This window comes from Sphingopyxis sp. JAI128 (assembly GCF_014207235.1).
Lineage (GTDB): Bacteria > Pseudomonadota > Alphaproteobacteria > Sphingomonadales > Sphingomonadaceae > Sphingopyxis.
Map to the genome: position 1 here is coordinate 187,278 of NZ_JACHDA010000001.1, position 19,775 is coordinate 207,052.

General features: G+C 64.8%; 24 protein-coding genes. 13 read left to right on the plus strand and 11 right to left on the minus strand.

Annotated elements, in window-relative coordinates:
- Positions 1–66 precede the first annotated feature (66 nt).
- From accD to purB, 8 genes are all read right to left on the minus strand, one after another.
- Entirely contained in the window at positions 67–918 is an 852-nt protein-coding gene (gene accD / locus HDC35_RS00825; protein WP_184642988.1) for an acetyl-CoA carboxylase, carboxyltransferase subunit beta, read from the minus strand.
- A complete protein-coding gene (gene trpA, locus HDC35_RS00830; RefSeq protein WP_184642989.1) occupies positions 915–1,706 on the minus strand; it encodes a tryptophan synthase subunit alpha in 792 nt (263 codons plus the stop codon). Before trpA ends, accD begins: the two co-directional genes overlap by 4 nt.
- Complete coding sequence (locus HDC35_RS00835) at positions 1,703–1,906, minus strand: hypothetical protein (RefSeq protein ID WP_184642990.1); 204 nt, start codon at positions 1,904–1,906, stop codon at positions 1,703–1,705. The genes trpA and HDC35_RS00835 overlap by 4 nt, the downstream gene beginning before the upstream one ends.
- On the minus strand, positions 1,903–3,123 hold the full coding sequence (gene trpB, locus HDC35_RS00840; RefSeq protein WP_184642991.1) for a tryptophan synthase subunit beta: 1,221 nt from the start codon (positions 3,121–3,123) through the stop codon (positions 1,903–1,905). Before trpB ends, HDC35_RS00835 begins: the two co-directional genes overlap by 4 nt.
- A gap of 102 nt (positions 3,124–3,225) precedes the next feature.
- Positions 3,226–3,855: a phosphoribosylanthranilate isomerase gene (locus HDC35_RS00845; protein WP_184642992.1), complete on the minus strand. Its 630-nt coding sequence runs from the start codon at positions 3,853–3,855 to the stop codon at positions 3,226–3,228.
- Positions 3,856–3,863: 8 nt separating this feature from the next.
- Positions 3,864–4,538 (minus strand): orotidine-5'-phosphate decarboxylase, encoded by a 675-nt coding sequence (gene pyrF / locus HDC35_RS00850; protein ID WP_184642993.1) that lies wholly within the window; start codon positions 4,536–4,538, stop codon positions 3,864–3,866.
- A complete protein-coding gene (locus tag HDC35_RS00855; protein WP_311770694.1) occupies positions 4,535–4,879 on the minus strand; it encodes a LapA family protein in 345 nt (114 codons plus the stop codon). Before HDC35_RS00855 ends, pyrF begins: the two co-directional genes overlap by 4 nt.
- A gap of 65 nt (positions 4,880–4,944) precedes the next feature.
- Positions 4,945–6,261, minus strand: a complete 1,317-nt coding sequence (gene purB, locus HDC35_RS00860; protein ID WP_184642994.1) for an adenylosuccinate lyase — start codon at positions 6,259–6,261, stop codon at positions 4,945–4,947.
- 192 nt (positions 6,262–6,453) lie between these two features.
- Between purB and HDC35_RS00865 the strand changes: the two genes are divergently transcribed.
- Both HDC35_RS00865 and HDC35_RS00870 read left to right on the plus strand, forming a co-directional pair.
- Entirely contained in the window at positions 6,454–6,747 is a 294-nt protein-coding gene (locus HDC35_RS00865; protein ID WP_184642995.1) for a hypothetical protein, read from the plus strand.
- Positions 6,748–6,768: 21 nt separating this feature from the next.
- Complete coding sequence (locus HDC35_RS00870; RefSeq protein ID WP_184642996.1) at positions 6,769–7,257, plus strand: calcium-binding protein; 489 nt, start codon at positions 6,769–6,771, stop codon at positions 7,255–7,257.
- Between the two features lie 66 nt (positions 7,258–7,323).
- Here HDC35_RS00870 and rnk read toward each other — a convergent pair whose 3' ends face one another.
- Both rnk and radC read right to left on the minus strand, forming a co-directional pair.
- Entirely contained in the window at positions 7,324–7,704 is a 381-nt protein-coding gene (gene rnk / locus HDC35_RS00875; RefSeq protein ID WP_260397393.1) for a nucleoside diphosphate kinase regulator, read from the minus strand.
- A gap of 234 nt (positions 7,705–7,938) precedes the next feature.
- A complete protein-coding gene (gene radC / locus HDC35_RS00880; protein WP_184642997.1) occupies positions 7,939–8,616 on the minus strand; it encodes a RadC family protein in 678 nt (225 codons plus the stop codon).
- Between the two features lie 167 nt (positions 8,617–8,783).
- Here radC and HDC35_RS00885 point away from each other — a divergent pair, with 167 nt between their 5' ends.
- The 8 genes from HDC35_RS00885 to HDC35_RS00920 all read left to right on the plus strand — a co-directional run bounded on the left by HDC35_RS00885 (position 8,784) and on the right by HDC35_RS00920 (position 15,277).
- Positions 8,784–11,942: a YdbH domain-containing protein gene (locus tag HDC35_RS00885; RefSeq protein WP_184642998.1), complete on the plus strand. Its 3,159-nt coding sequence runs from the start codon at positions 8,784–8,786 to the stop codon at positions 11,940–11,942.
- Between the two features lie 65 nt (positions 11,943–12,007).
- Positions 12,008–12,154: a YnbE family lipoprotein gene (locus HDC35_RS00890; RefSeq protein WP_160327990.1), complete on the plus strand. Its 147-nt coding sequence runs from the start codon at positions 12,008–12,010 to the stop codon at positions 12,152–12,154.
- A gap of 14 nt (positions 12,155–12,168) precedes the next feature.
- Positions 12,169–12,570, plus strand: coding sequence for a YdbL family protein (locus HDC35_RS00895; protein WP_260397400.1), 402 nt, complete (start codon positions 12,169–12,171; stop codon positions 12,568–12,570).
- A gap of 206 nt (positions 12,571–12,776) precedes the next feature.
- Positions 12,777–13,106 carry an AtpZ/AtpI family protein gene (locus tag HDC35_RS00900; protein WP_184642999.1) on the plus strand — a complete coding sequence of 110 codons (330 nt, stop codon included), beginning with the start codon at positions 12,777–12,779 and terminating at the stop codon, positions 13,104–13,106.
- Between the two features lie 50 nt (positions 13,107–13,156).
- Positions 13,157–13,909: a F0F1 ATP synthase subunit A gene (locus HDC35_RS00905; protein ID WP_184643886.1), complete on the plus strand. Its 753-nt coding sequence runs from the start codon at positions 13,157–13,159 to the stop codon at positions 13,907–13,909.
- A gap of 42 nt (positions 13,910–13,951) precedes the next feature.
- Positions 13,952–14,182, plus strand: a complete 231-nt coding sequence (locus tag HDC35_RS00910; RefSeq protein WP_037515205.1) for a F0F1 ATP synthase subunit C — start codon at positions 13,952–13,954, stop codon at positions 14,180–14,182.
- 71 nt (positions 14,183–14,253) lie between these two features.
- Positions 14,254–14,751, plus strand: a complete 498-nt coding sequence (locus HDC35_RS00915) for an ATPase (RefSeq protein WP_184643000.1) — start codon at positions 14,254–14,256, stop codon at positions 14,749–14,751.
- A complete protein-coding gene (locus HDC35_RS00920) occupies positions 14,744–15,277 on the plus strand; it encodes a F0F1 ATP synthase subunit B (RefSeq protein ID WP_184643001.1) in 534 nt (177 codons plus the stop codon). The genes HDC35_RS00915 and HDC35_RS00920 overlap by 8 nt, the downstream gene beginning before the upstream one ends.
- A 633-nt stretch (positions 15,278–15,910) precedes the next feature.
- On the opposite strand, the gene HDC35_RS00925 is transcribed toward HDC35_RS00920, so the two are convergent.
- Positions 15,911–16,630 (minus strand): SDR family oxidoreductase, encoded by a 720-nt coding sequence (locus HDC35_RS00925; protein ID WP_184643002.1) that lies wholly within the window; start codon positions 16,628–16,630, stop codon positions 15,911–15,913.
- A gap of 66 nt (positions 16,631–16,696) precedes the next feature.
- Here HDC35_RS00925 and uvrC point away from each other — a divergent pair, with 66 nt between their 5' ends.
- From uvrC to recO, 3 genes are read left to right on the plus strand one after another with little or no spacing between them, the layout of a single operon-like run.
- On the plus strand, positions 16,697–18,631 hold the full coding sequence (uvrC, locus tag HDC35_RS00930) for an excinuclease ABC subunit UvrC (RefSeq protein WP_184643003.1): 1,935 nt from the start codon (positions 16,697–16,699) through the stop codon (positions 18,629–18,631).
- A 13-nt stretch (positions 18,632–18,644) separates the two neighbouring features.
- The gene (locus HDC35_RS00935; RefSeq protein ID WP_184643004.1) at positions 18,645–19,037 is read left to right on the plus strand and encodes a PaaI family thioesterase; all 393 of its coding nucleotides are present in this window, start codon (positions 18,645–18,647) and stop codon (positions 19,035–19,037) included.
- Positions 19,025–19,762, plus strand: coding sequence for a DNA repair protein RecO (gene recO, locus HDC35_RS00940; protein WP_184643005.1), 738 nt, complete (start codon positions 19,025–19,027; stop codon positions 19,760–19,762). Before HDC35_RS00935 ends, recO begins: the two co-directional genes overlap by 13 nt.
- The last annotated feature ends 13 nt before the right edge of the window (positions 19,763–19,775 follow it).

The window sequence follows — 19,775 nt, forward strand, 5'->3', positions numbered from 1 at the left end:
CCGCGCCGTCCAATGGTCCCCGAATCAAGTCCGGGGCGACGAAAAACTTGTCCCGGTTGCGCTTGCCTAAGCCGCCTTCTCGGGCGCCAAATAACCGATCAACCGCCCCAGCGTTTCGGGCAGATCCTTGCGATGCACCACCATGTCGATCATGCCGTGATCGAGCAGATATTCGGCGCGCTGGAAGCCTTCGGGCAGCTTTTCGCGGATCGTATTTTCGATCACGCGCTGGCCGGCAAAGCCGATCAGCGCCTTGGGTTCGCTGATCTGGATGTCGCCCAGCATTGCGTAGCTGGCGGTGACGCCGCCCGTCGTGGGATCGGTGAGCAGCACGATATAGGGCAGGCCCGCACGGCGCAGGCGCGCGAGCGCCACCGTCGCACGCGGCATCTGCATCAGCGACAGCGTGCCTTCCTGCATGCGCGCGCCGCCCGCGGCGGTGATCGCGATATAAGGAGTGCCGCGCTTGATCGCCTGCTCGACCCCGGCGACAAAGGCCTCGCCGACGGCGACCCCCATCGACCCGCCCATGAAGGCAAAGTCCTGCACGCCGATCACGACACCCTGGCCCGAAATGCGACCGAAGGCGTTCTGATAGGCGTCGCGGTCGCCGGTCTGCGCGCGCGCCGCCTTGATGCGGTCGACATATTTCTTGGTGTCGCGGAACTTGAGCGGATCCTCGGGTGCGGCGGGGGCGGCGATCATCTCGTGCAGCCCGCCGTCGAACAATTGCGCGAAGCGTTCCTTCGCGCCGATGCGGTCGTGATGGTCGCAGCGCGGGCAGACGTTCAGATTATCTTCCCATTCCTTGACGAACACCATCTGCTGACACTGGCGGCATTTGTGCCACAGATTATCGGCGGTATCGCGCTTGGCGGTGAAGGGCAGGGCGTTGCGAACGCGGTCGAGCCAGCTCATGCGGCGATCTCCTTGGCGCTATGGATAGCATCGGCGAGGGTGCGGGTGAAGGCTTCGACGTGCGGCGCCGCGGCGTCGCCATGCTCGGCAATGATGTCGATGAAGGCCGATCCGACGACGACGCCATCGGCAACGCGCGCGATCTGCGCGGCCTGATCGGGGGTGCGGACGCCGAAGCCCACCGCGACCGGCAGGTCGGTCGCGGCCTTGAGCCGTGCGACGGCTTCCTCGATGCTCGCCTGCGCGGCCTGTTGCTGGCCGGTGATGCCGGCGACCGAGACATAATAGAGAAACCCGCCCGCTCCGTCGAGCACGGCGGGCAGCCGCGCGGTGTCGGTGGTCGGGGTCGCGAGGCGGATCAGGTCGACGCCCGCGGCGCGGAGCGCGGGGCCGAGTTCGGGGTCTTCCTCAGCCGGAACATCGACGCAGATGACGCCATCGACGCCGGCTTTGGCGCATTCGGTCGCGAACCAGTCACCCCCGCGGATCGTCATCGGGTTGGCATAACCCATCAGTACGAGCGGAGTTTCGGGATGGCGGCTGCGGAAGGCGGCAGCGATGGCGAAGATGTCGGCGGTGGTCGTGCCCTTGGCAAGGCTGCGCAGGTTCGCCTGCTGGATCGCCGGGCCATCGGCCATCGGATCGGTGAAGGGCATCCCCAACTCGATCACATCGGCACCCCCCTCGACGAGCGCGTCGAGGTTCGCGGCGGTATCGCCGTCGCCGGCTGTGATGAAGGCGACGAGCGCGGGGCGCAGTTTGGCGAAGGCGGTGGTGAAGCGGGTCATTCGGCCCATCCTTCTTTACGCTTGGGCCACAAGCGGTCGAACTTCGGAAGAAGGAAGAACTGGACGGCGATAATGACTATGACCAGCATAAGATATCGATCAAGACGGTCAGGAAGCAGGTCGGGCAGTGATCGCTCCACCCAGACCCCAAAAAGCGCAAGCGCGATCACCACGCTCCATTTTACGAACGCGCGAATCACAATCTCACCCCCAGCGCATCGGCCACGGTGAAGATATCCTTGTCCCCCCGGCCCGAGCAGTTGACGATGATGATCTTGTCCTTGCCCAGCGTCGGCGCGATGCGTTCGGCGGCGGCGATGGCGTGCGCGCTTTCGAGGGCGGGGATGATGCCTTCCAGCTTGGTGAGCTTCTGGAAGCTCGCCAGCGCCTCGTCATCGGTGACGGGTTCGTAGCGGACGCGGCCGATGTCGTGGAGCCAGCTATGTTCGGGGCCGATGCCCGGATAGTCGAGGCCTGCCGAGATGCTGTGCGCCTCGGTGATCTGGCCGTCCTCATCCTGGAGCAGATAGGTCTTGTTGCCGTGGAGGATGCCCGGGCGCCCGCCCGCGAGGCTGGCGGCGTGCTTGCCGTCCAAGCCTTCGCCTGCGGCTTCGACGCCGACGATCTCGACACCTTCGTCGTCGAGGAAGGGATGGAACAGCCCGATCGCGTTCGACCCACCGCCGACGGGAGCGATCAGCATGTCGGGAAGGCGGCCCTCGGCTTCGAGGATCTGCGCGCGCGCTTCATCGCCGATCACCGACTGGAAATCGCGGACGAGCTGCGGATAGGGGTGCGGCCCCGCCACCGTGCCGATGATGTAGAAGGTGTCGTGGACGTTCGCGACCCAGTGGCGAAGCGCTTCGTTCATCGCATCCTTCAGCGTCTTGGCGCCGCTCTCGACCGCGACGACTTCGGCGCCGAGCAACTTCATGCGGAACACATTGGGTTGCTGCCGCGCGACGTCGACCGCGCCCATGAAGATGGTGCAGGGGAGACCGAACAATGCGGCGACGGTCGCGGTCGCGACGCCATGCTGGCCGGCGCCGGTCTCGGCGATGATCTTGGTCTTGCCCATCCGCTTGGCGAGCAGGATCTGGCCGATGCAATTGTTGATCTTGTGCGCGCCGGTGTGATTGAGGTCCTCGCGCTTGAGGTAGATTTTCGCGCCGCCGAGATGGTCGGTGAGGCGCTGCGCCAACCACAGCGGGCTGGGGCGGCCGACATAGTTTTTGAGCAAGTCATCGAATTCGGCCTTGAACGCCGGGTCGGCCTGCGCCGCACGATAATGGCGTTCGAGGTCGAGGATCAGCGGCATCAGCGTTTCGGCGACATAGCGGCCGCCGAACTGGCCGAAATGGCCGCGGTCGTCGGGCCCCGAGCGAAGGCTGTTGGGCAGGGTGGGGGCGTCGGTCATCGTCATATCCATCGGTTACGGGTGGGCATTCACTTGGAGAGCAGGTCTCAAGCGATCAGCGCCATCGGTTCCCGATGCGCAGGACGAGGGATTGCAACGTCGTCATCGGCCGACCGCTTTAAGGAAAGCGGCGATCTTGTCCACATCCTTGACGCCCGGTGCGCTTTCGACCCCCGAGGAGACATCGACGAGCGGCGCGCCGGTTTCGGCGATCGCTTGCGCGACATTGGCCGGGGTCAGGCCGCCCGCGATACCCCAATCCATTATATGCCGGTGATGTTTGAGCAGCGACCAGTCGAAGCGCGTTCCCGTGCCGCCGGGCAGCGCCGCAGCGGGTGCGTCGAACAGGATGCGGTCGGCGATGCCACGATATTGCTGCATCCGTTCGAGCGTGCCTGCGTCCTTCAGCCCCACCGCCTTCCATATCTCGGCGGGAACCAGTCGCTTTACGACCGCAAGCCATTCGGGCGTCTCGCTGCCGTGGAACTGGATGATGTCGGGCCGCACCATGCCCAGCGCCTCGCCGGTCAGCTTTTGCGACGCGTTGACGAGCAGCAAAGCGACTTTCACGCGCGAACCGGCGTGCTTGCGGAGGTCCGCCGCCGTTTTCAGGTCGACGTGGCGCTGGCTCGGCTCATAATGGACAAGGCCGATATGGGTGGCGCCCAGCCGAATGGCGTCATCGACGCCTTGGGGCGTGGTCAGCCCGCAAATCTTCACCAAAGGAGGCATAAAAGCTCCTAAAGCGTCGCTTCGATCTCGCGCGCGGCGAGATCGGGATCGGCCGACTGGCTGATCGGGCGACCGACGACGAGGATCGAGGCTCCGTCCGACATAGCCTGCGCGGGCGTTACGACCCGCTTCTGGTCGCCGATTTTGCCGTTCGCGGGGCGAACGCCGGGGACGACGAAAAAGCCGCCGGGCCATGCCTTGCGCGCGGCCTTCACTTCCTGTCCCGAACAGACGATGCCGTCACATCCGGATTCGCGAGCGAGAGCGGCGAGGCGCACGACCTGGTCGTGCGGGGTGCCGCCGACGCCGATGTCATCGAGATCGGGGGCGTCGAGGCTGGTCAGTACCGTGACCGCGACGACCTTTGTGTTGAGGCCGGCGACCGCCTTCGCTTCTTCGAGCATCGCGCGGCCGCCCGCGGCGTGGACCGTCAAAACTGCGGGTTCGAGCGGGCGAAGCGCCTGGATCGCCTTGGCGACCGTGTTCGGTATGTCGTGGAGCTTGAGATCGAGGAAGATCGGCAGACCAAGCTTTGCCATTTCATGCACGCCATGATGCCCGTTGGCACAAAAAAATTCGAGTCCCAGCTTCAGCCCGCCGACGTGGCGCCGTACCTTTTGCGCCAATGTCAGCGCAGCATCGAGATGCGGGGTATCGATGGCGAGATAAAGCGGAGAGGTCATGGCTTGTCCGATGGAAAAAGGTCGGTGGGGGCGGGCGGGATATCATTCACCGGCGCCGTCGCGGGCGTAACCTCGACGGGGCGATTGGCGAGCGCGCGGAGGTCCGCCGCCTGCCGCTCGCTGGCGTCGAGACGGCGCTTCAGCGACCAGCGCGTCGTGCGGAGCGCGATCCACATCGGCACGCTCCCGATCAGGAAGCTTGCAAGGATGACGAGGGGCAGCTTGGTTTCGGCTTCCCAGCCGGGCCAGATCGTGACGGTCACAACGCGCCAATTGGCCATCGCGAAAATGACCAGTACGGCAGTCAGCAAAATCCAGATGATCGTCCGCAGGATTCCCACTTGTCTCGCTCCTTCACTGGTCCCGCGCCGATCCTAAGACAGATCAGCGCGGGATTCCAGCGCCACTATGCCGCGCCAAAGACCCGATCGAAGATCGTATCGACATGCTTCATATGATAGCCCAGGTCGAACAGCGCGGTCAGGTCCTCGGCCGACAGCTTTGCCCCGACATCGGCGTCGGCCTTGAGCAGCTCGAGCAGCGAGAGCTGGCCGTCCGATTCCCAGACCTTCATCGCGTTGCGCTGGACGAGCGCGTAGCTGTCTTCGCGGCTCGCGCCCGCCTGCGTCAGCGCGAGCAGCACGCGCTGCGAATGGACGAGCCCACCCATACGGTCCAGATTCTTCTGCATCCGTTCGGGATAGACGAGCAATTTGTCGATGACGCCAGTCAGCCGCGCGAGCGCGAAATCGAGCGTGATCGTCGCGTCGGGACCGATGAATCGTTCGACCGACGAGTGGCTGATGTCGCGCTCGTGCCACAGTGCGACATTTTCCATCGCGGGGATGGCGGCGCTGCGCACCATGCGGGCGAGTCCGGTCAGATTCTCGGTCAGCACCGGGTTGCGCTTGTGCGGCATCGCCGACGAGCCCTTCTGGCCGGGCGAGAAATATTCTTCGGCTTCGAGCACTTCGGTGCGCTGAAGGTGGCGGACCTCGACCGACAAGCGCTCGATCGACGATGCGATGACGCCGAGCACGGCAAAGAACATCGCATGGCGGTCGCGCGGGATGACTTGCGTCGAGACGGGCTCGATGGACAGCCCAAGCTTTTCCGCGACATGCGCTTCGACGCGCGGGTCGATATTGGCGAAGGTGCCGACCGCCCCCGAAATGGCGCATGTCGCGATTTCGGCGCGCGCTGCTTGCAGGCGCTGCTTGCAGCGCGAGAATTCGGCATAGGCCTCGGCGAGCTTGAGGCCAAAGGTCACGGGTTCGGCGTGGATGCCGTGGCTGCGGCCGATCGTCGGGGTCAGCTTGTGCTCGTAGGCGCGGCGCTTGATCGCTTCGAGCAGCGCGTCGAGATCGGCGAGCAGAATGTCCGCCGCCTGACTGAGCTGGACTGCGAGGCAGGTGTCGAGCACGTCGCTCGACGTCATGCCTTGATGCATGAAGCGCGCCTCGTCGCCGACATTCTCGGCTACCCATGTGAGAAAGGCGATGACGTCGTGTTTGGTGACCGCCTCGATTGCGTCGATCGCGGCGACGTCGATAACCGGCTTTGTTGCCCACCAGTCCCATAGCGCCTTGGCGGCGGATGTCGGGACAGTGCCGAGTTCTGCAAGCGCGTCGGTCGCGTGCGCTTCGATCTCGAACCAGATGCGAAAGCGATTCTCGGCCGACCAGATCGCGGTCATTTCCGGCCGTGCGTAACGCGGAACCATTGAATTTCCTTCCTTTTCGGGCGGCTTGTCGCGGAATCCCCGCGTAACCGGGTCGGGGCGCCCCGTAGCAGGGACGGGGCGTTTCGCCAAACCCCGCGGATTCGCAACTCAGCCCGAACATGGCGGGTTGGTCGTTCGCCCCATCAAAAATGGCAACCGATCAATCAAGGTTGCCGATACAGGAGAATGAATGTGTTGAAACAAGTGCTTTTGATCGGCGCCGCCGCCATCAGTTTCCCCACTCTCGCCCAGACCACGCCCCCGGCGAACGAGGATCAGGCTCCGACGACCCAGACGCCGCCGGCTCCGGTCGATACCACCGCTCCGGCGCCCGACAGCACCCCCATGGACGAAACCAACCCCACCGACGAGGCACCCACCGAGGACGCCGTTCCCAGCGACACGCCCCCTGCGGCCGATCCGGCCCCGCCGGTCGATCAGCCCGCTCCGGACGACGAGGAAAAGCCTGAATCGGAACCGGAATAATCGCTAAACTGGAGATAAATCATGTTGAAACAGATGCTTTTGATCGGCGCTGCCGCCGCGAGCTTTCCGGCGCTGGCACAGACCACTCCGCCGGCTTCGGATCCGATGAACCCGACGACGACCCAGCCGGCCCCCGCGCCGGATACCGCGACCCAGCCGGCCCCGGTGCCGGATACCGCGAACCCGGCTCCCGCGCCCACGCCCGATACCTTGGCTCCGCCTGCGGCGAGTACGCCGGCACCGTCGGGCACCGCAGCGACGCCGACGCAAATCGCACAGATCGTCGAGCAGGAGTTCCCGACCTATGACGGGGACAAGAATGGCGATCTCAACGAGGCGGAATTCGGTGCGTGGATGAAAAAGCTTCGTACCGCGACCGACCCGAGCGTCGATCCCGAATCGGCCGACGTCACGTCTTGGATCGGACAGGCCTTTGCTTCGGCGGACGCCGATAAATCGGGCGGTGTGAACAAGACCGAATTGACCGGTTTCCTGTCGCGCGGCGCGTAAGCCAGGTCTCGCAGGACGATGCAGCCGCCGGTGCGATCCGGCGGCTGCATCACTGTTTGCGGGCGTCTATCCCGGCTGGTGTACCGCGACGATCGTAAGCCGATGTTCGGTTCCGCCTCGATCGGGCCAGTTGATCGATTGCCCGACGCTCAGGCCGATAAGGCCCGCCCCGACAGGGGTCAAAATCGACATTCGCCCCTCTGCGATATCCGCCTCGGCGGGATATACCAGGCGCACGGTGCGCTCGGCACCGCTCATTTCGTCGACGAACGTGACCCTCGCGCCCATGGTGACGACGTCGGAGGGGATTTCCGACCGCTCGCAAATCGCGGCGCGATCGATTTCGTCGAGGAGCAGGTCATAGAAGCGCGCCGACTCGCGTTGCTGTTGCAGCGTCAGTTCCGTCAGCGCGTCGGCCTCGCTGTCGATCATGCGGATATGGGGCATTGCCGCCCCCTTTTTCTTGGGACTCATGGCACGGACTTTCCGGTTTGCGCGCGGCGTCGGCCGCATGCGGTCAATCAAGTGGAAGGTGCCCCGGGGCCCGGGGCAATCACGCCGGAACCCGGGGCTGAATGCCCGCGAGAAGCTGTCCCCCATGATGGCGGAAGCGGAAGAGGCCGCATCGAATCTGCATGGCGGTGACGATGTCCAAGATGTCCGCCGAAGTCAAATATGCGGTCAGAGCAGTCCCATCGCCCGGAAGCTGCGATAATCCGATCCGCCTATGACGATATGATCGTGGAGCGCAATCCCCAGCTTCGCGGCGGCGCTCGCGATATCCTTGGTGATTGCTATATCCTGTCGGCTCGGCTCGGGGCTGCCGCTCGGATGGTTGTGAACGAGGATGATCGCCGAGGCGCCGAGTTCCAGCGCGCGTTTGATCACCTCGCGAACATAGATCGCCGATTGGTCGATCGATCCCTCGCTCGCCAACTCGTCGCGGATCAGCATGTTGCGTGAATTGAGATAGAGGACGCGGACACGCTCGATGTCGATCGGCCCCATGTCGGCGCGCAGCCAGTCGAGCAGCGCATCCCAACTCGAAAGGAGGGGCTTGTCGCGAAATTCGTCTTTCAGCAGCCGCAGACTCGTTGCCTGCGCTATCTTGAGTGCGGCGATACCGGTGTCGCCCAGCCCGTCGATCCGGCGCAGCGAGTCGGGATCGGCGCTGACGACCTGCGCCACCGACCCGAATTCGCGCAGCAAGGCTTTGGCCAAGGGCTTGGTGTCGCGGCGCGGGATCGCGAGAGCGAGGAGATATTCGATCAGTTCATAGTCGGCCAGGCCGCCCGGATCGTCGAGCAGACGCGAGCGCAAACGCGCACGATGACCCACATGATCCGGCATATCCCCCATGCGTTCGCAATAACCGCCTTGTGACGCGCACTCAACGCTCATAGGACAAGACGATGGCGAACCGGACCAATTTCCTGCATCGAAACGGGATTTCCGGCGTTCGTGCCTTGAACGGGATGCGGGTCGAGGGACAAGATTTGCTGCCATGACGTCATCGGCCAACGATCATGACTGAACCGGCGGACGGGATGGAACCGCGCCGGAAGCGCCGGACATTGTTGTTCAAGAAGCGCTGGATGACGGCCGGAGCGGTCGTACTGGTTGTTGCGGGTGTGTGGATCGCGCGCGAACCGATCGCCGACGAATTCATCCGCGACCAGCTCGGCAGCCGCGGCGTCCCGGCGCAATACCGCATCGACCGCATTGGCTTTCGCAGCGAAATCCTGTCGAACATCGTCATCGGCGACCCGAAACGCCCGGATCTCACCGCCAAGAAGGTCGAGGTGCTGCTAGGCTATGGCTGGTCGGGCCCCTATGTCTCCGAAATCCGCGCCGAGGGGGTCCGGCTCTACGGCCGCTTCGTCGACGGACGGCTTTCGTTCGGCGCGCTCGACAGGTTTCGCGATCCCGACAGCACCGATCCCTTCGCCTTGCCCGACCTGTCGGTCGCGTTGCGCGACGCGCGCGCGCGCGTCGAAACGCCGTGGGGCGATATCGGCGCGGCGCTGAACGGCCGCGGCAATCTGAGGCGCGACTTCGACGGAAAACTCGCGCTGGTCGCGCCCGAGGTGGCGGCCGCGGGGTGCAGCGGCAGCGGCATCAGCTTTTACGGCACCTTGCGCGTCCGCGCCGTCCGGCCGCAACTTGTCGGACCGCTGCGCGGGCGGACGCTACGCTGCGCCGGCGGCAGCGTCGCCGCATCGGCGCCCCAGATCGCACTCGACCTGTCGCTCTCCGAAGACCTGCAACGCTGGAAAGGCAGCGCCGATGCCAGCATCGCGCAGCTTGTCGCGGGTCCGTTGCAGGCCGAGCGCCTCGGCGTGGTGGCGCGTTTCGATGGCAGCGACGTCAAAACCGATCTCGACATCGACGCCGATATGGCGCGCCTCCGCGGAACCGATTTCGCCGCTGCCACGATCAGCCTCGACGCCAGGGGCAGCGTGGGCAGCGCCGCGCCCAAATTCGACGGTCGAATCAGCTTCGGGCGCGCAAGCGGCAGCGCGGCCCTCCGCCGTTCGATTGCGGACGGCGCGCGCGGACTTGCCGGAACGCCGGTCGGACCGCTCGCAGCGAAAGCTGTCGGTGCGCTGAGCCGCGTGCTGGCCGATGCGAGCGGCAGCGCCGGTTTCGAACTGGCGGGCGAGGGGCCGACGGCGCGCATCGACCTGATCGCTCCCGAACTGACGAGCGCGAGCGGCGCACATTTCGTGGGCAGCGCCGACAGCCGTGTCGGTTATCTCTATGGGGCCGACGAGCGTGCCGTGATCGCGACGGGGCGCTGGAGTATCGCTGGCGGCGGACTGCCATCGGGCACGCTGAGCCTCGATCGCAGCGCCAAAGGGAAGGTGACGGGACTGGCCAGTCTCGATCCCTACAGCGCCGGCACTGCGCGGCTCGCCATGACGCCGGTGCGTTTCTCGGGCGGCGCGGGCCACCCGATGCGCTTCGAAGCCGTAGCGACGCTGTGGGGTCCGTTTGCGGGCGGGCGCGTCGAACGGCTGAGCGTGCCGCTGCGCGGCTATCTTGCGCCGACCGGCACGTTCGCGCTCGACGGCGGGTGTAGCCGCGTTGCCGCCGACCGGATCGAGATCGGCGGCATTCGGTTGGTTCGCAACGCGGTCGACTTGTGCAGCCGGTCGGGGGCGCCCCTGCTTAGCGCCGGTCCCGAGGGGCTGCGCGGCGATATCCATATTCCCGGCATCGCCCTGCGCGGATCGAGCGGAAGTTCGCCATTCCGCCTGAAAAGCGGGCCGGCCGCCATCGACCTGTCCGCGATGCGCTGGTCGGCGTCGCGCGCCGACATCCGGCTGGGTGAGGGCGAAAGCGCGACATATTTTACTGCCGACGGCCTGACCGGGCGATCGACGCCGCAAGGAATGGCCGGCGACCTTCGCGGCGCGAGCGGCAAGATCGGTGCAGTACCGCTCGATATGCGCGAGATTACCGGGCAATGGCGCTTTACGGAGGGCGCGCTGACCCTCGATGGCAGGCTGCTGCTCACCGACTCGGCGCCAGAGCCCCGTTTCTTTCCGCTTGTAAGCGACGATGCGACGCTTCGTTTCGCTAATGGCGTCATCGAAGCGAAAGCAGGCTTCAACGAACAAAAGACGGGAACCAAGATCCTCGACGCGCTGATCCGGCACCGGCTGGCCGATAGCAGCGGGTCGGCCGACCTGACGGTGAAGGAACTGCGCTTCAACGAGGCGTTCCAGCCCGATCAGCTTACCGGCCTCGCGCTTGGCGTCGTCGCCAATGTACAAGGTTCGGTAGTGGGCGACGGACGGATCGACTGGACCGCCGAAGGCGTCACCAGCCGAGGGACATTCGCCACTGCCGATGCCAGCCTGGCGGCGGCGTTCGGCCCGGTAACCGGGCTGACGACGACGATCAGCTTCGACGACCTGATCGGCCTCCGGACCGTGCCGGGGCAGATCGCGAAGATTCGCGACATCAACCCCGGCATCCCGGTGCTCGACGGCGAGATCGAATATCGCCTGCTCGGCGACAATCGCGTGCGGATCGAGGGCGGAAGCTGGCCCTTTGGCGGCGGCAAGCTGCTTCTCCATCCGACGATGCTCGATTTCAATACGGACAATGCCCGCCGGTTGAGTTTCGATATCGTCGGGGTCGATGCCGCGGTATTCCTGCAGAGCTTCGGTTTCGACAATATCAATGCGACGGGCGTGTTCGACGGGACGCTGCCCGTCGAATTCGACGGGTTGGGCGGTCGCATCGTGGGCGGCCGCATCGATTCGCGCGCCGGCGGGGGCACGCTCGCCTATGTCGGCGAATTGTCGAACCGCAATCTGGGCACGATCGCCAATTTTGCCTTTGGCGCGCTGCGCAGCCTGAAATATGACGATCTGACGATCATATTGAACGGGGACCTCGATGGCGAAATGGTGACCGATATCCGCTTTGGCGGCGTGGGGCAGGGGGAAGGCGCGGCGCGCAATTTCCTGACCAACCAGATTGCCAAGCTGCCTCTCGTGTTCAACGTGAAAATTCGCGCGCCTTTCCGCCAGTTGCTGACGTCGGCCAAGGGGTTTTACGACCCCTCGCTGTTGATCGAGCAGAATCTTCCAACGTTGATGCGCGCGCAGGAAGAAGCGGACAAAGCAAAGGTCGTCCCCGTTCAGCCCCCAGAAAGCGAGCCCGTGCAATGATTATGACCAAGACTGGAGCAAGGAGGCTGGCCACAGGCGGTCGCTGTCTGGCGGTAATGACGGGAATGTCGGCCCTTGCGGGCTGCGTCCAGATCGATACGCCCGACAAGCCGATCGAGATCAATCTGAACATCAACATCCGTCAGGAAGTGGTGTACAGGCTGGATGGCGATGCCAAGAAGCTCATCGAGCAGAATAGCGAGATATTCTGATAGGGAAGAATGCGATGCGTATGACGAAGTGGAATCCGACCGGACTGGCCCTTGCCGCGATCGCGACGACGGCGGCGGTGGCTCTTGCGGTCCCCTCGGCGATGGCCCAGCGCGATCCGGCTTATGCCGCGGCGCGTGCCGCCGGCCAGATCGGCGAGCAACCCGACGGCTATCTTGGCTTTGCAACCGCGCCGACCCCCGCGATCCGCGCGCTGGTTCAGGACCTCAACATCAAGCGCAAGGCGGCCTATACCGCGAGCGCGCAATCGACCGGGAGCACGGTGGAGCAATTCGCCTTTACCAGCGGCTGCAACCTGATCGCAAAGACGAAGCCGGGTGAGAAATACCAGACCCCGGGCGGCGCGTGGAAAACGCGCGATGGGAGCGCGCCCGAGCGCGACGCGCGCTGCCCCTGATTCCAACGGGATAACGGAGCCCGAGGGCTCTCAGATGCCGCCGCGCCCCTAAACGCGGCGGCATTTTTGTGCGCACAAGCAGAGGCATTGACTTAATGGGGCCGCGTTCCTAAACGGACCGCGCCTTAGGGGTCCCCCGAATTTTCGGGCCTTTTTTTGCAGGCGGAATCGGGAGTTTCCGGTTCCGTTTCAGGAGGATGGCGCAAATGACGGGGAATGGCAGCGATCCGGAACTTGGCTCTGAGGATTCGCGCCTGGTCTCGCTCGAAGAGCGATTGGACCGGGCCGAAGCCGCAGAAGCAAGGCGGACCGCAGCGACCGCCGGACCGGAGACCGATGCGAATTACAAGCTCGGTAATCGCGTTCTGGCCGAGCTGCTGGGCGGGATCGGTGGCGGCGCGCTGGTCGGTTGGACGATCGACCATTTTGCCGGCACGTCGCCCTGGGGCCTGTTGGTGGTGCTATTCCTCGGAATAGTCGTCGCCTTCAGGAACATATTTCGGATTGCGAACGTCCGGCCCAAGAAGCCGGATTGATTGGATTTTAGGCGAGGTATCGCGTGGCGGATCAAGGCAAAGTGGACCCGATGCACCAGTTCGAGGTGCAGAAGATGTTCGACATGTTCCATGTCGGCAATCATGAGGTTGCCTTTACCACCAGCGCGCTCTGGATGGTGATCGCCGGCCTGCTGCTGTGGGCCTTCATGATCGGGGGAATGAAGCGCCAGCTCGTTCCGGGTCGCTGGCAGGTCGCCGTCGAGGGTTTCACCGGCTTCATCTCCAGCATGATGAACGCGAATATCGGTCCCGAAGGCCGTAAATATACGCCCTATGTCTTCTCGCTCTTCATGTTCATCCTTATGTTGAACGTGTTGGGCCTTATGCCCTTCGGCCTGTTCGGTTTGCATCCCTTCACCGTGACGAGTCATTTTGCGATCACCGGCGTGCTCGCGATTCTCAGCTTCGCGATCGTGTTGATCGTCGGTTTCTGGCGCCACGGCTTCCATTTCTTCTCGCTCTTCGTGCCGCACGGCACCCCGATCTGGCTCATGTGGCTGATCCCGGCGATCGAGCTGGTGTCGTTCCTCGTTCGGCCCTTCAGTCTCGCGCTGCGACTGTTCGTCGCGATGACCGCGGGCCACGTGCTGATGAAAGTGTTCGCGTCGTTCATCATCGACGGTATTGCCGCCGGCCCCGCGATCGGACTCGGCGTCGGTCTCCCCAGCATGGCGTTGATGATCGGGATCAGCGGTCTTGAGCTGCTGGTGGCGGGCATCCAGGCCTATGTTTTCGCGCTGCTCACGTCGCTCTATCTGAATGACGCGATCAATCTACACTGATTTTTCAACTGCATAATCTACGTTTTTCCCAAGGAGTATAAAATGGACGTTCAAGCTGCTTCGCTCATCGGCGCCGGTCTGGCCGCTATCGGTGCCGGTATGGCCGCCATCGGTGTGGGCAACGTGTTCGGTAGCTTCCTCGAAAGCGCGCTGCGCAACCCGGCGGCAGCCGACGGCCAGCAGGGCCGCCTGTTCATCGGCTTCGCGGCCGCCGAACTTCTCGGCCTGCTGTCGTTCCTGATCGCGATCCTGCTGTACCTCAAGGCAGCCTGATCCCGTTTGCGGGGCCGGCCCGGTCGGTTCGGCCCCGCGACTGAAATTTTCCTATTCGGTCGAGTATATCCATGCCTCAAATCAGCCAATTCGCTGAAAGCTGGTACGCCGCATCGCAGATATTCTGGGTGCTGCTGACCTTCGGCTTCGTCTTTTTCGTCATCGGCCGCGGCATGCTGCCGAAGATCGAGGCGACGGTGGACGCGCGCGACCGCAAGGTGGCCGACGATCTCGCGGCGGCGAAAGCCGCGCACGCGGCGGCCGACGGTCTCGAGGAAAGCTACCGGCAACAGAGCGAAGCGAGCCGTGCCGCAGCGCAGAAGGCGGTGACCGACGCCAAGGACAAGGCTGCAAGGGACGCCGAAAAGCGTCTGGCCAAGGTCGATGGCGAACTCGCCGACAAGCTGGCGGCGGCCGAATCCGAAATCGGTGCCGCGCGCACGTCGGCGATGGCGGAAATCGAGGCGGTCGCGGCCGAAGCGGCGGGCGACCTCGTCGCCAAGCTGTCGGGTGTGAAAGTCGCTGTAGCGGATGCTAGGGCGACGGTGAAGGCGGTGCTCCATGGCTGATTTCCTCATGATCCTGTCCGAAGCGGCGGCGGAACCGAAATCTTTCGGCATCCTCACGGCGACTTCTTGGGTCTCGATCGCGATGGCGATCTTCATCGCGATCCTGCTGTGGAAGAAGGTGCCGGCGATGATCGCGGGCATGCTCGACAACAAGATTGCCGAGATTTCGAAGCAGCTCAAGGAAGCCGAGCAGTTGCGCCTCGACGCCGAGTCGCTGAAGGCCGAATATGAGGCGAAACTGGCGGACGCCGCCAAGGAAGCCGACGAGATGCGCGCTCGCGCTGACGCCGAGGCCGAAGCGCTGGTCGCGAAGGCCAAGGCCGACGCAACGGCGCTGATCGCGCGCCGCAAGCAGATGGCCGAAGACCGCATCGCCGCGGCCGAAGCCGGCGCGCTTGCCGAAGTCCGTACCGCCGCCGCCAAGGCGGCGACTGAAGCCGCGGCAAAGCTGATCGCCGACAAGCATGACGCCGCCGCCGACAAGGCGCTGATCGACCGGGCTATCGCAGACGTCGCCAAGGCCTGAGCCTATTAGGCATCGCCCGAAACAGAACGCCCGCGGAAATCCGCGGGCGTTTTGTTTGCGGGCTTGATGATTGTCCGCTGGCGACCAGTTGCGGTCCTTAATCCTCCCTGTGCCGCAGGCATGGGGAAGTGGCAGCCCGCAGGGCTGACGGAGGGGCCAATGGCACACCGTCGCAGCCCCTCCACCACCGCTTCGCGGCGGTCCCCCTCCCCAAGGCTGCGCCACAGGGAGGATATTCCACGCCTCGTCATCCCGGACTTGATCCGGGATCCATCGCGGCGTCGAAGTCATGGACCCCGGATCAAGTCCGGGATGACGAGGGGGGCTGACTGTGACAGCTTCCCACGCCCGTGCGGACAACCGCCGCGCAAAAAAACACTGTCCTACATTATTCGGCTGTGCCAGCCTTCGTCCCGGCTCTTTCTATATGCAGGCACAGGCAGGCGCTGCCTCGTTTATGGATGCGGCAGGAACCCGCGCGGCATGGCTGCGGAGTGCGAAAAGCGAGGGCTGCACAAGGCTGACTTTTCCTGACCTTTGGATCGAGATGCGGTCCTGGCACCGCACCGATCCCGGATCAAATCCGGCTTAAGTCGCGCGGCTTCCCATCCCAGGCGGGCATGGCGAGGCCAATTAAAACCGGATCATGATCCGCCGCGCCAGTGCGGGGGAAATGCTGTGGACGAGCTGCAATATCTTGACCATCCCGGCGTTGACCTCGCTTTTGCCGGTGCGAATGCCGCGGACGATTTCGGCGGCGCAATCATGGGCACTCATCTTCTTGCCCGTACGGCCCGCTGTCATGTTCGTTGCGACGACCGGGGGCAATGCCTCGATCACGCGAACATTGCTGCCTTTCAACTGGTGCCGGATGGCCTGCGTATAGCTGCGCAGTCCCGCCTTGGTCGCGCAATAGACAGACCCGGCGGCGCGCGGCGCGATCGCAAGGCCCGAGGTAACATTGACGATAGCCGCTTCGGGCTGGGCGCGCAGGACGGGGAGCAGCCGGGTGCAGAGCGCGATCGGCGCGTCGAGGTTGGTGCGGATGCAATGCGCCGCGCTGTCCAGCGTTTCGGGCCGGTCGAGCTCATATTCGCTGCCCACCCCCGCGTTGTTGACGAGCAGCGCGATCGGTTTGCCCGCCACGCCGTTAACAAGCGCATCGACGCCCGCCGGCGTCGAGAGGTCGCTAATGATCGTGCCGAAACCAAGCCCTTCCATCGCCCGCAATTTGTCGGCCGACCGGCCCGTGACGATGACGTCGGCGCCCGCGCCCTGAATTTGCAGCGCGATCTCGCGGCCGATGCCGTCGCTTCCGCCCGTAACGAGCGCCAGTTTGCCGTGCAGTTCCATAAGACCCCCCATGTTCTGACCCGGACACTATGGCGGGTCGCATCGCCATCGCCTACATGCAAAATCATGGCCCGCCCGAACGCTCCTGACCGATTCAACGAAGAAAAAGCGACCTATGTGATCCGCGGCGGCGACGCGGAGGGCGACCAGCCCGATCTCGAACGCGGCGCCGAGGCGATCCGTAGCGTCGTGCGCAAGCTGCCGGCGCGTCCGGGCGTGTACCGGATGCTCGATGCGCGCGGCGACGTGCTCTATGTTGGCAAGGCGCGCGCGCTCAAGAATCGCGTCGCCAATTATACGCAGGTCGCGCGCCTGCCGCAGCGGCTCCAGCGCATGGTGTCGCAGACGCGCGCGATGGAGATTGTCACGACGACCAGCGAGGCCGAGGCGCTGCTGCTCGAGGCGCAACTGATCAAACGCTATCGCCCACCGTACAACGTCCTGCTGCGCGACGACAAAAGCTTTCCTTTCATCCTGCTGCGCACCGATCATGATTTCCCGCGGGTGCAGAAGCACCGCGGCGCGCGGCGGGCGAAGGGGCGCTATTACGGCCCCTTCGCGAGCGCGGGGTCGGTCGGCCAGACGCTCAACGCGCTGCAAAAGACCTTTCTCCTCCGCAGTTGCACCGACAGCTTCTTTACCAACCGCTCGCGACCGTGCCTGCTCTACCAGATCAAGCGGTGCAGTGCCCCGTGCGTCGATCGCATTTCGAAGGAGGATTATGCCGGACTGGTCAGCGACGCGCAGGACTTCCTCGAAGGCCGCTCGACCGCTGTGCAGAAACGGTTGGGCGACGCGATGACCAAGGCGGCCGACGCGATGGATTATGAGCAGGCGGCGGTGATCCGCGACCGGCTGAAGTCGCTGACCTTCATCCAGGGCAGCCAGTCGGTTCACGCCGACGGACTGGGCGACGCCGACGTCTTTGCGCTGGCCGCGAAAGGCGGACAACTGTGCATTGCGGGCTTCTTCATCCGCGGCGGGCAGAATTGGGGGCACCGCAGCTTTTTTCCGGCGCATATTTCGGGCGTGCCGGAGAGCGAAGTGATGGCGAGCTTCCTGATGCAATTCTACGAAGGCGTGCCACCGCCGAAGACCATCCTCGTCGACCGCGAACCCGACGAATGCGCGCTGCTCGCCGAAGCCTTGGGCGAGAGCGCGAACCGCAGGGTCGAGATCAGCGTGCCGCAGCGCGGCAACCGCCGCCGGCTGCTCGAACAGGCGGTGCGCAACGCGGGCGAGGAACTCGACCGGCGGCTCGCCGAAAGCAGCAGCCAGGCAAAGCTCGGACGCGAACTAGCCGAGCTGTTCGACCTTGAGAACCCGCCGCAGCGGATCGAGATTTACGACAACAGCCATATCCAGGGGACCAATGCATTGGGCGCAATGGTCGTCGCGGGGCCGGATGGCTGGATCAAGGGTGCGTATCGCAAGTTCAACATCAAACGCGCCGAGACGCAGCCGGGCGACGATTTCGCGATGATGCGCGAGGTGTTCCAGCGCCGCTTCGCGCGTGCGATCGAAGAAGATCCCGAGCGAACGAAGGGCGAGTGGCCGGACCTTGTGTTGATCGACGGTGGCAAGGGGCAGGTCTCGGCAGCAGGCGCTGTGCTTGCCGAACTCGGGATCGACGATCTCACCTATGTCGGCGTCGCGAAGGGCCCCGATCGCAACGCGGGACGCGAGACCTTCTACCACCCCGACGGGCGCGAATTCACGCTGCCGCCGAACAATGCGGTGCTTTTCTACATCCAGCGCCTGCGCGACGAGGCGCACCGCTTCGCGATCGGCGCGCACCGGCAAAAACGCGCGAAGGCGATGGGCAGTTCGCCGCTCGACGAGGTGCCGGGCATTGGCCCCGCGCGCAAGAAAGCTCTGTTGATGCATTTCGGCACCGCGCGCGCGGTGCGCGGCGCGAGCCTGGAGGATTTGCGGAAGGCGCCCGGGGTCAGCGCCGCAGTGGCACAGGCGGTGCATGATTTCTATCATTCAGGACGGTGAGGGGAGAGACAGGATGGATTTCGCGGCATCGATGCCATTGGCGGGGACGCTCGGCGTCACGATCCATGAAGGGAGCAGGGAGGGCGTCGTCGGCAGGCTGCCCGTGCGGGCCGAAATCTGCACCGCGGGCGGGATCGTCCATGGCGGGGCGATCATGGCGTTCGCCGACTGCCTCGGCGCCGTGGGCGCGTTCCTGACGCTCCCCGAGGGTGCAAGCGGAACGACGACGATCGAGAGCAAGACCAATTTCCTCGGCGCCGGCCCGGTCGGAGCGACGCTCGTCGGCGAGGCAACGCCGGTGAAAATCGGCAAGCGGCTGTCTGTGTGGCAGACGCGGGTCCGTACCGAGGATGGGGCCGAGGTCGCGCTGGTGACCCAAACCCAGTTGGTGCTTTGGCCAGCCTGACGGCCTCGGCGATCGTCTGCGCAGTGCGCGCGCATGGAGAACACGGCGCAATCCTGCGCGCGCTGACGCTCGAAGCCGGGCTGGTCGCGGGCTATGTGCGCGGCGGGCGCTCGCGGCGGCTGCGACCGGTCCTGATTCCGGGCAATCTCATCGCGCTCGAACTGCGCGCGCGGACCGAAGAGCAGCTGGGCGGGGCGACGGTCGAGCTGATGGAAAGCCGCGCACCGTTGCTCGCCGAACCTCTGGCGGCGAGCGCGATCGACTGGGTGACCAGCCTGACCGCGGCGACATTGCCCGAAAATCAGCCCTATCCGGCGCTTTATTCGGCGCTGGGTGCGGTACTGGAAGCGATTGGCGCCGCCCCGTCTGCGCGCATGTGGGCCGCAGCGCTGGCGCGATACGAGTTGTTGTTGCTTGCCGAACTGGGCTTCGGCCTCAACCTTGAAGACTGCGTCGTGACGGGCGTTTCAGCCGATCTCGCCTTCGTCAGCCCGAAATCGGGGGGCGCCGTCAGCGCGGGCGCGGCCGCCGGGTACGAGGAACGCCTGTTCCGCCTGCCGCCCTTTCTAAACGGACAGGACGCTGCGCCCGCGATGAGCGCGGTGCTCGACGGCCTCGTCATCACCGGCCATTTCATCGAGCGCGACGTCCTCGATGGCCGCAACCGCGATTTGCTGACCGTAAGGGAAAGATTGATCGACCGGCTGGGCAGGGCGGTTGCGTGACGCGCCGCCGCTG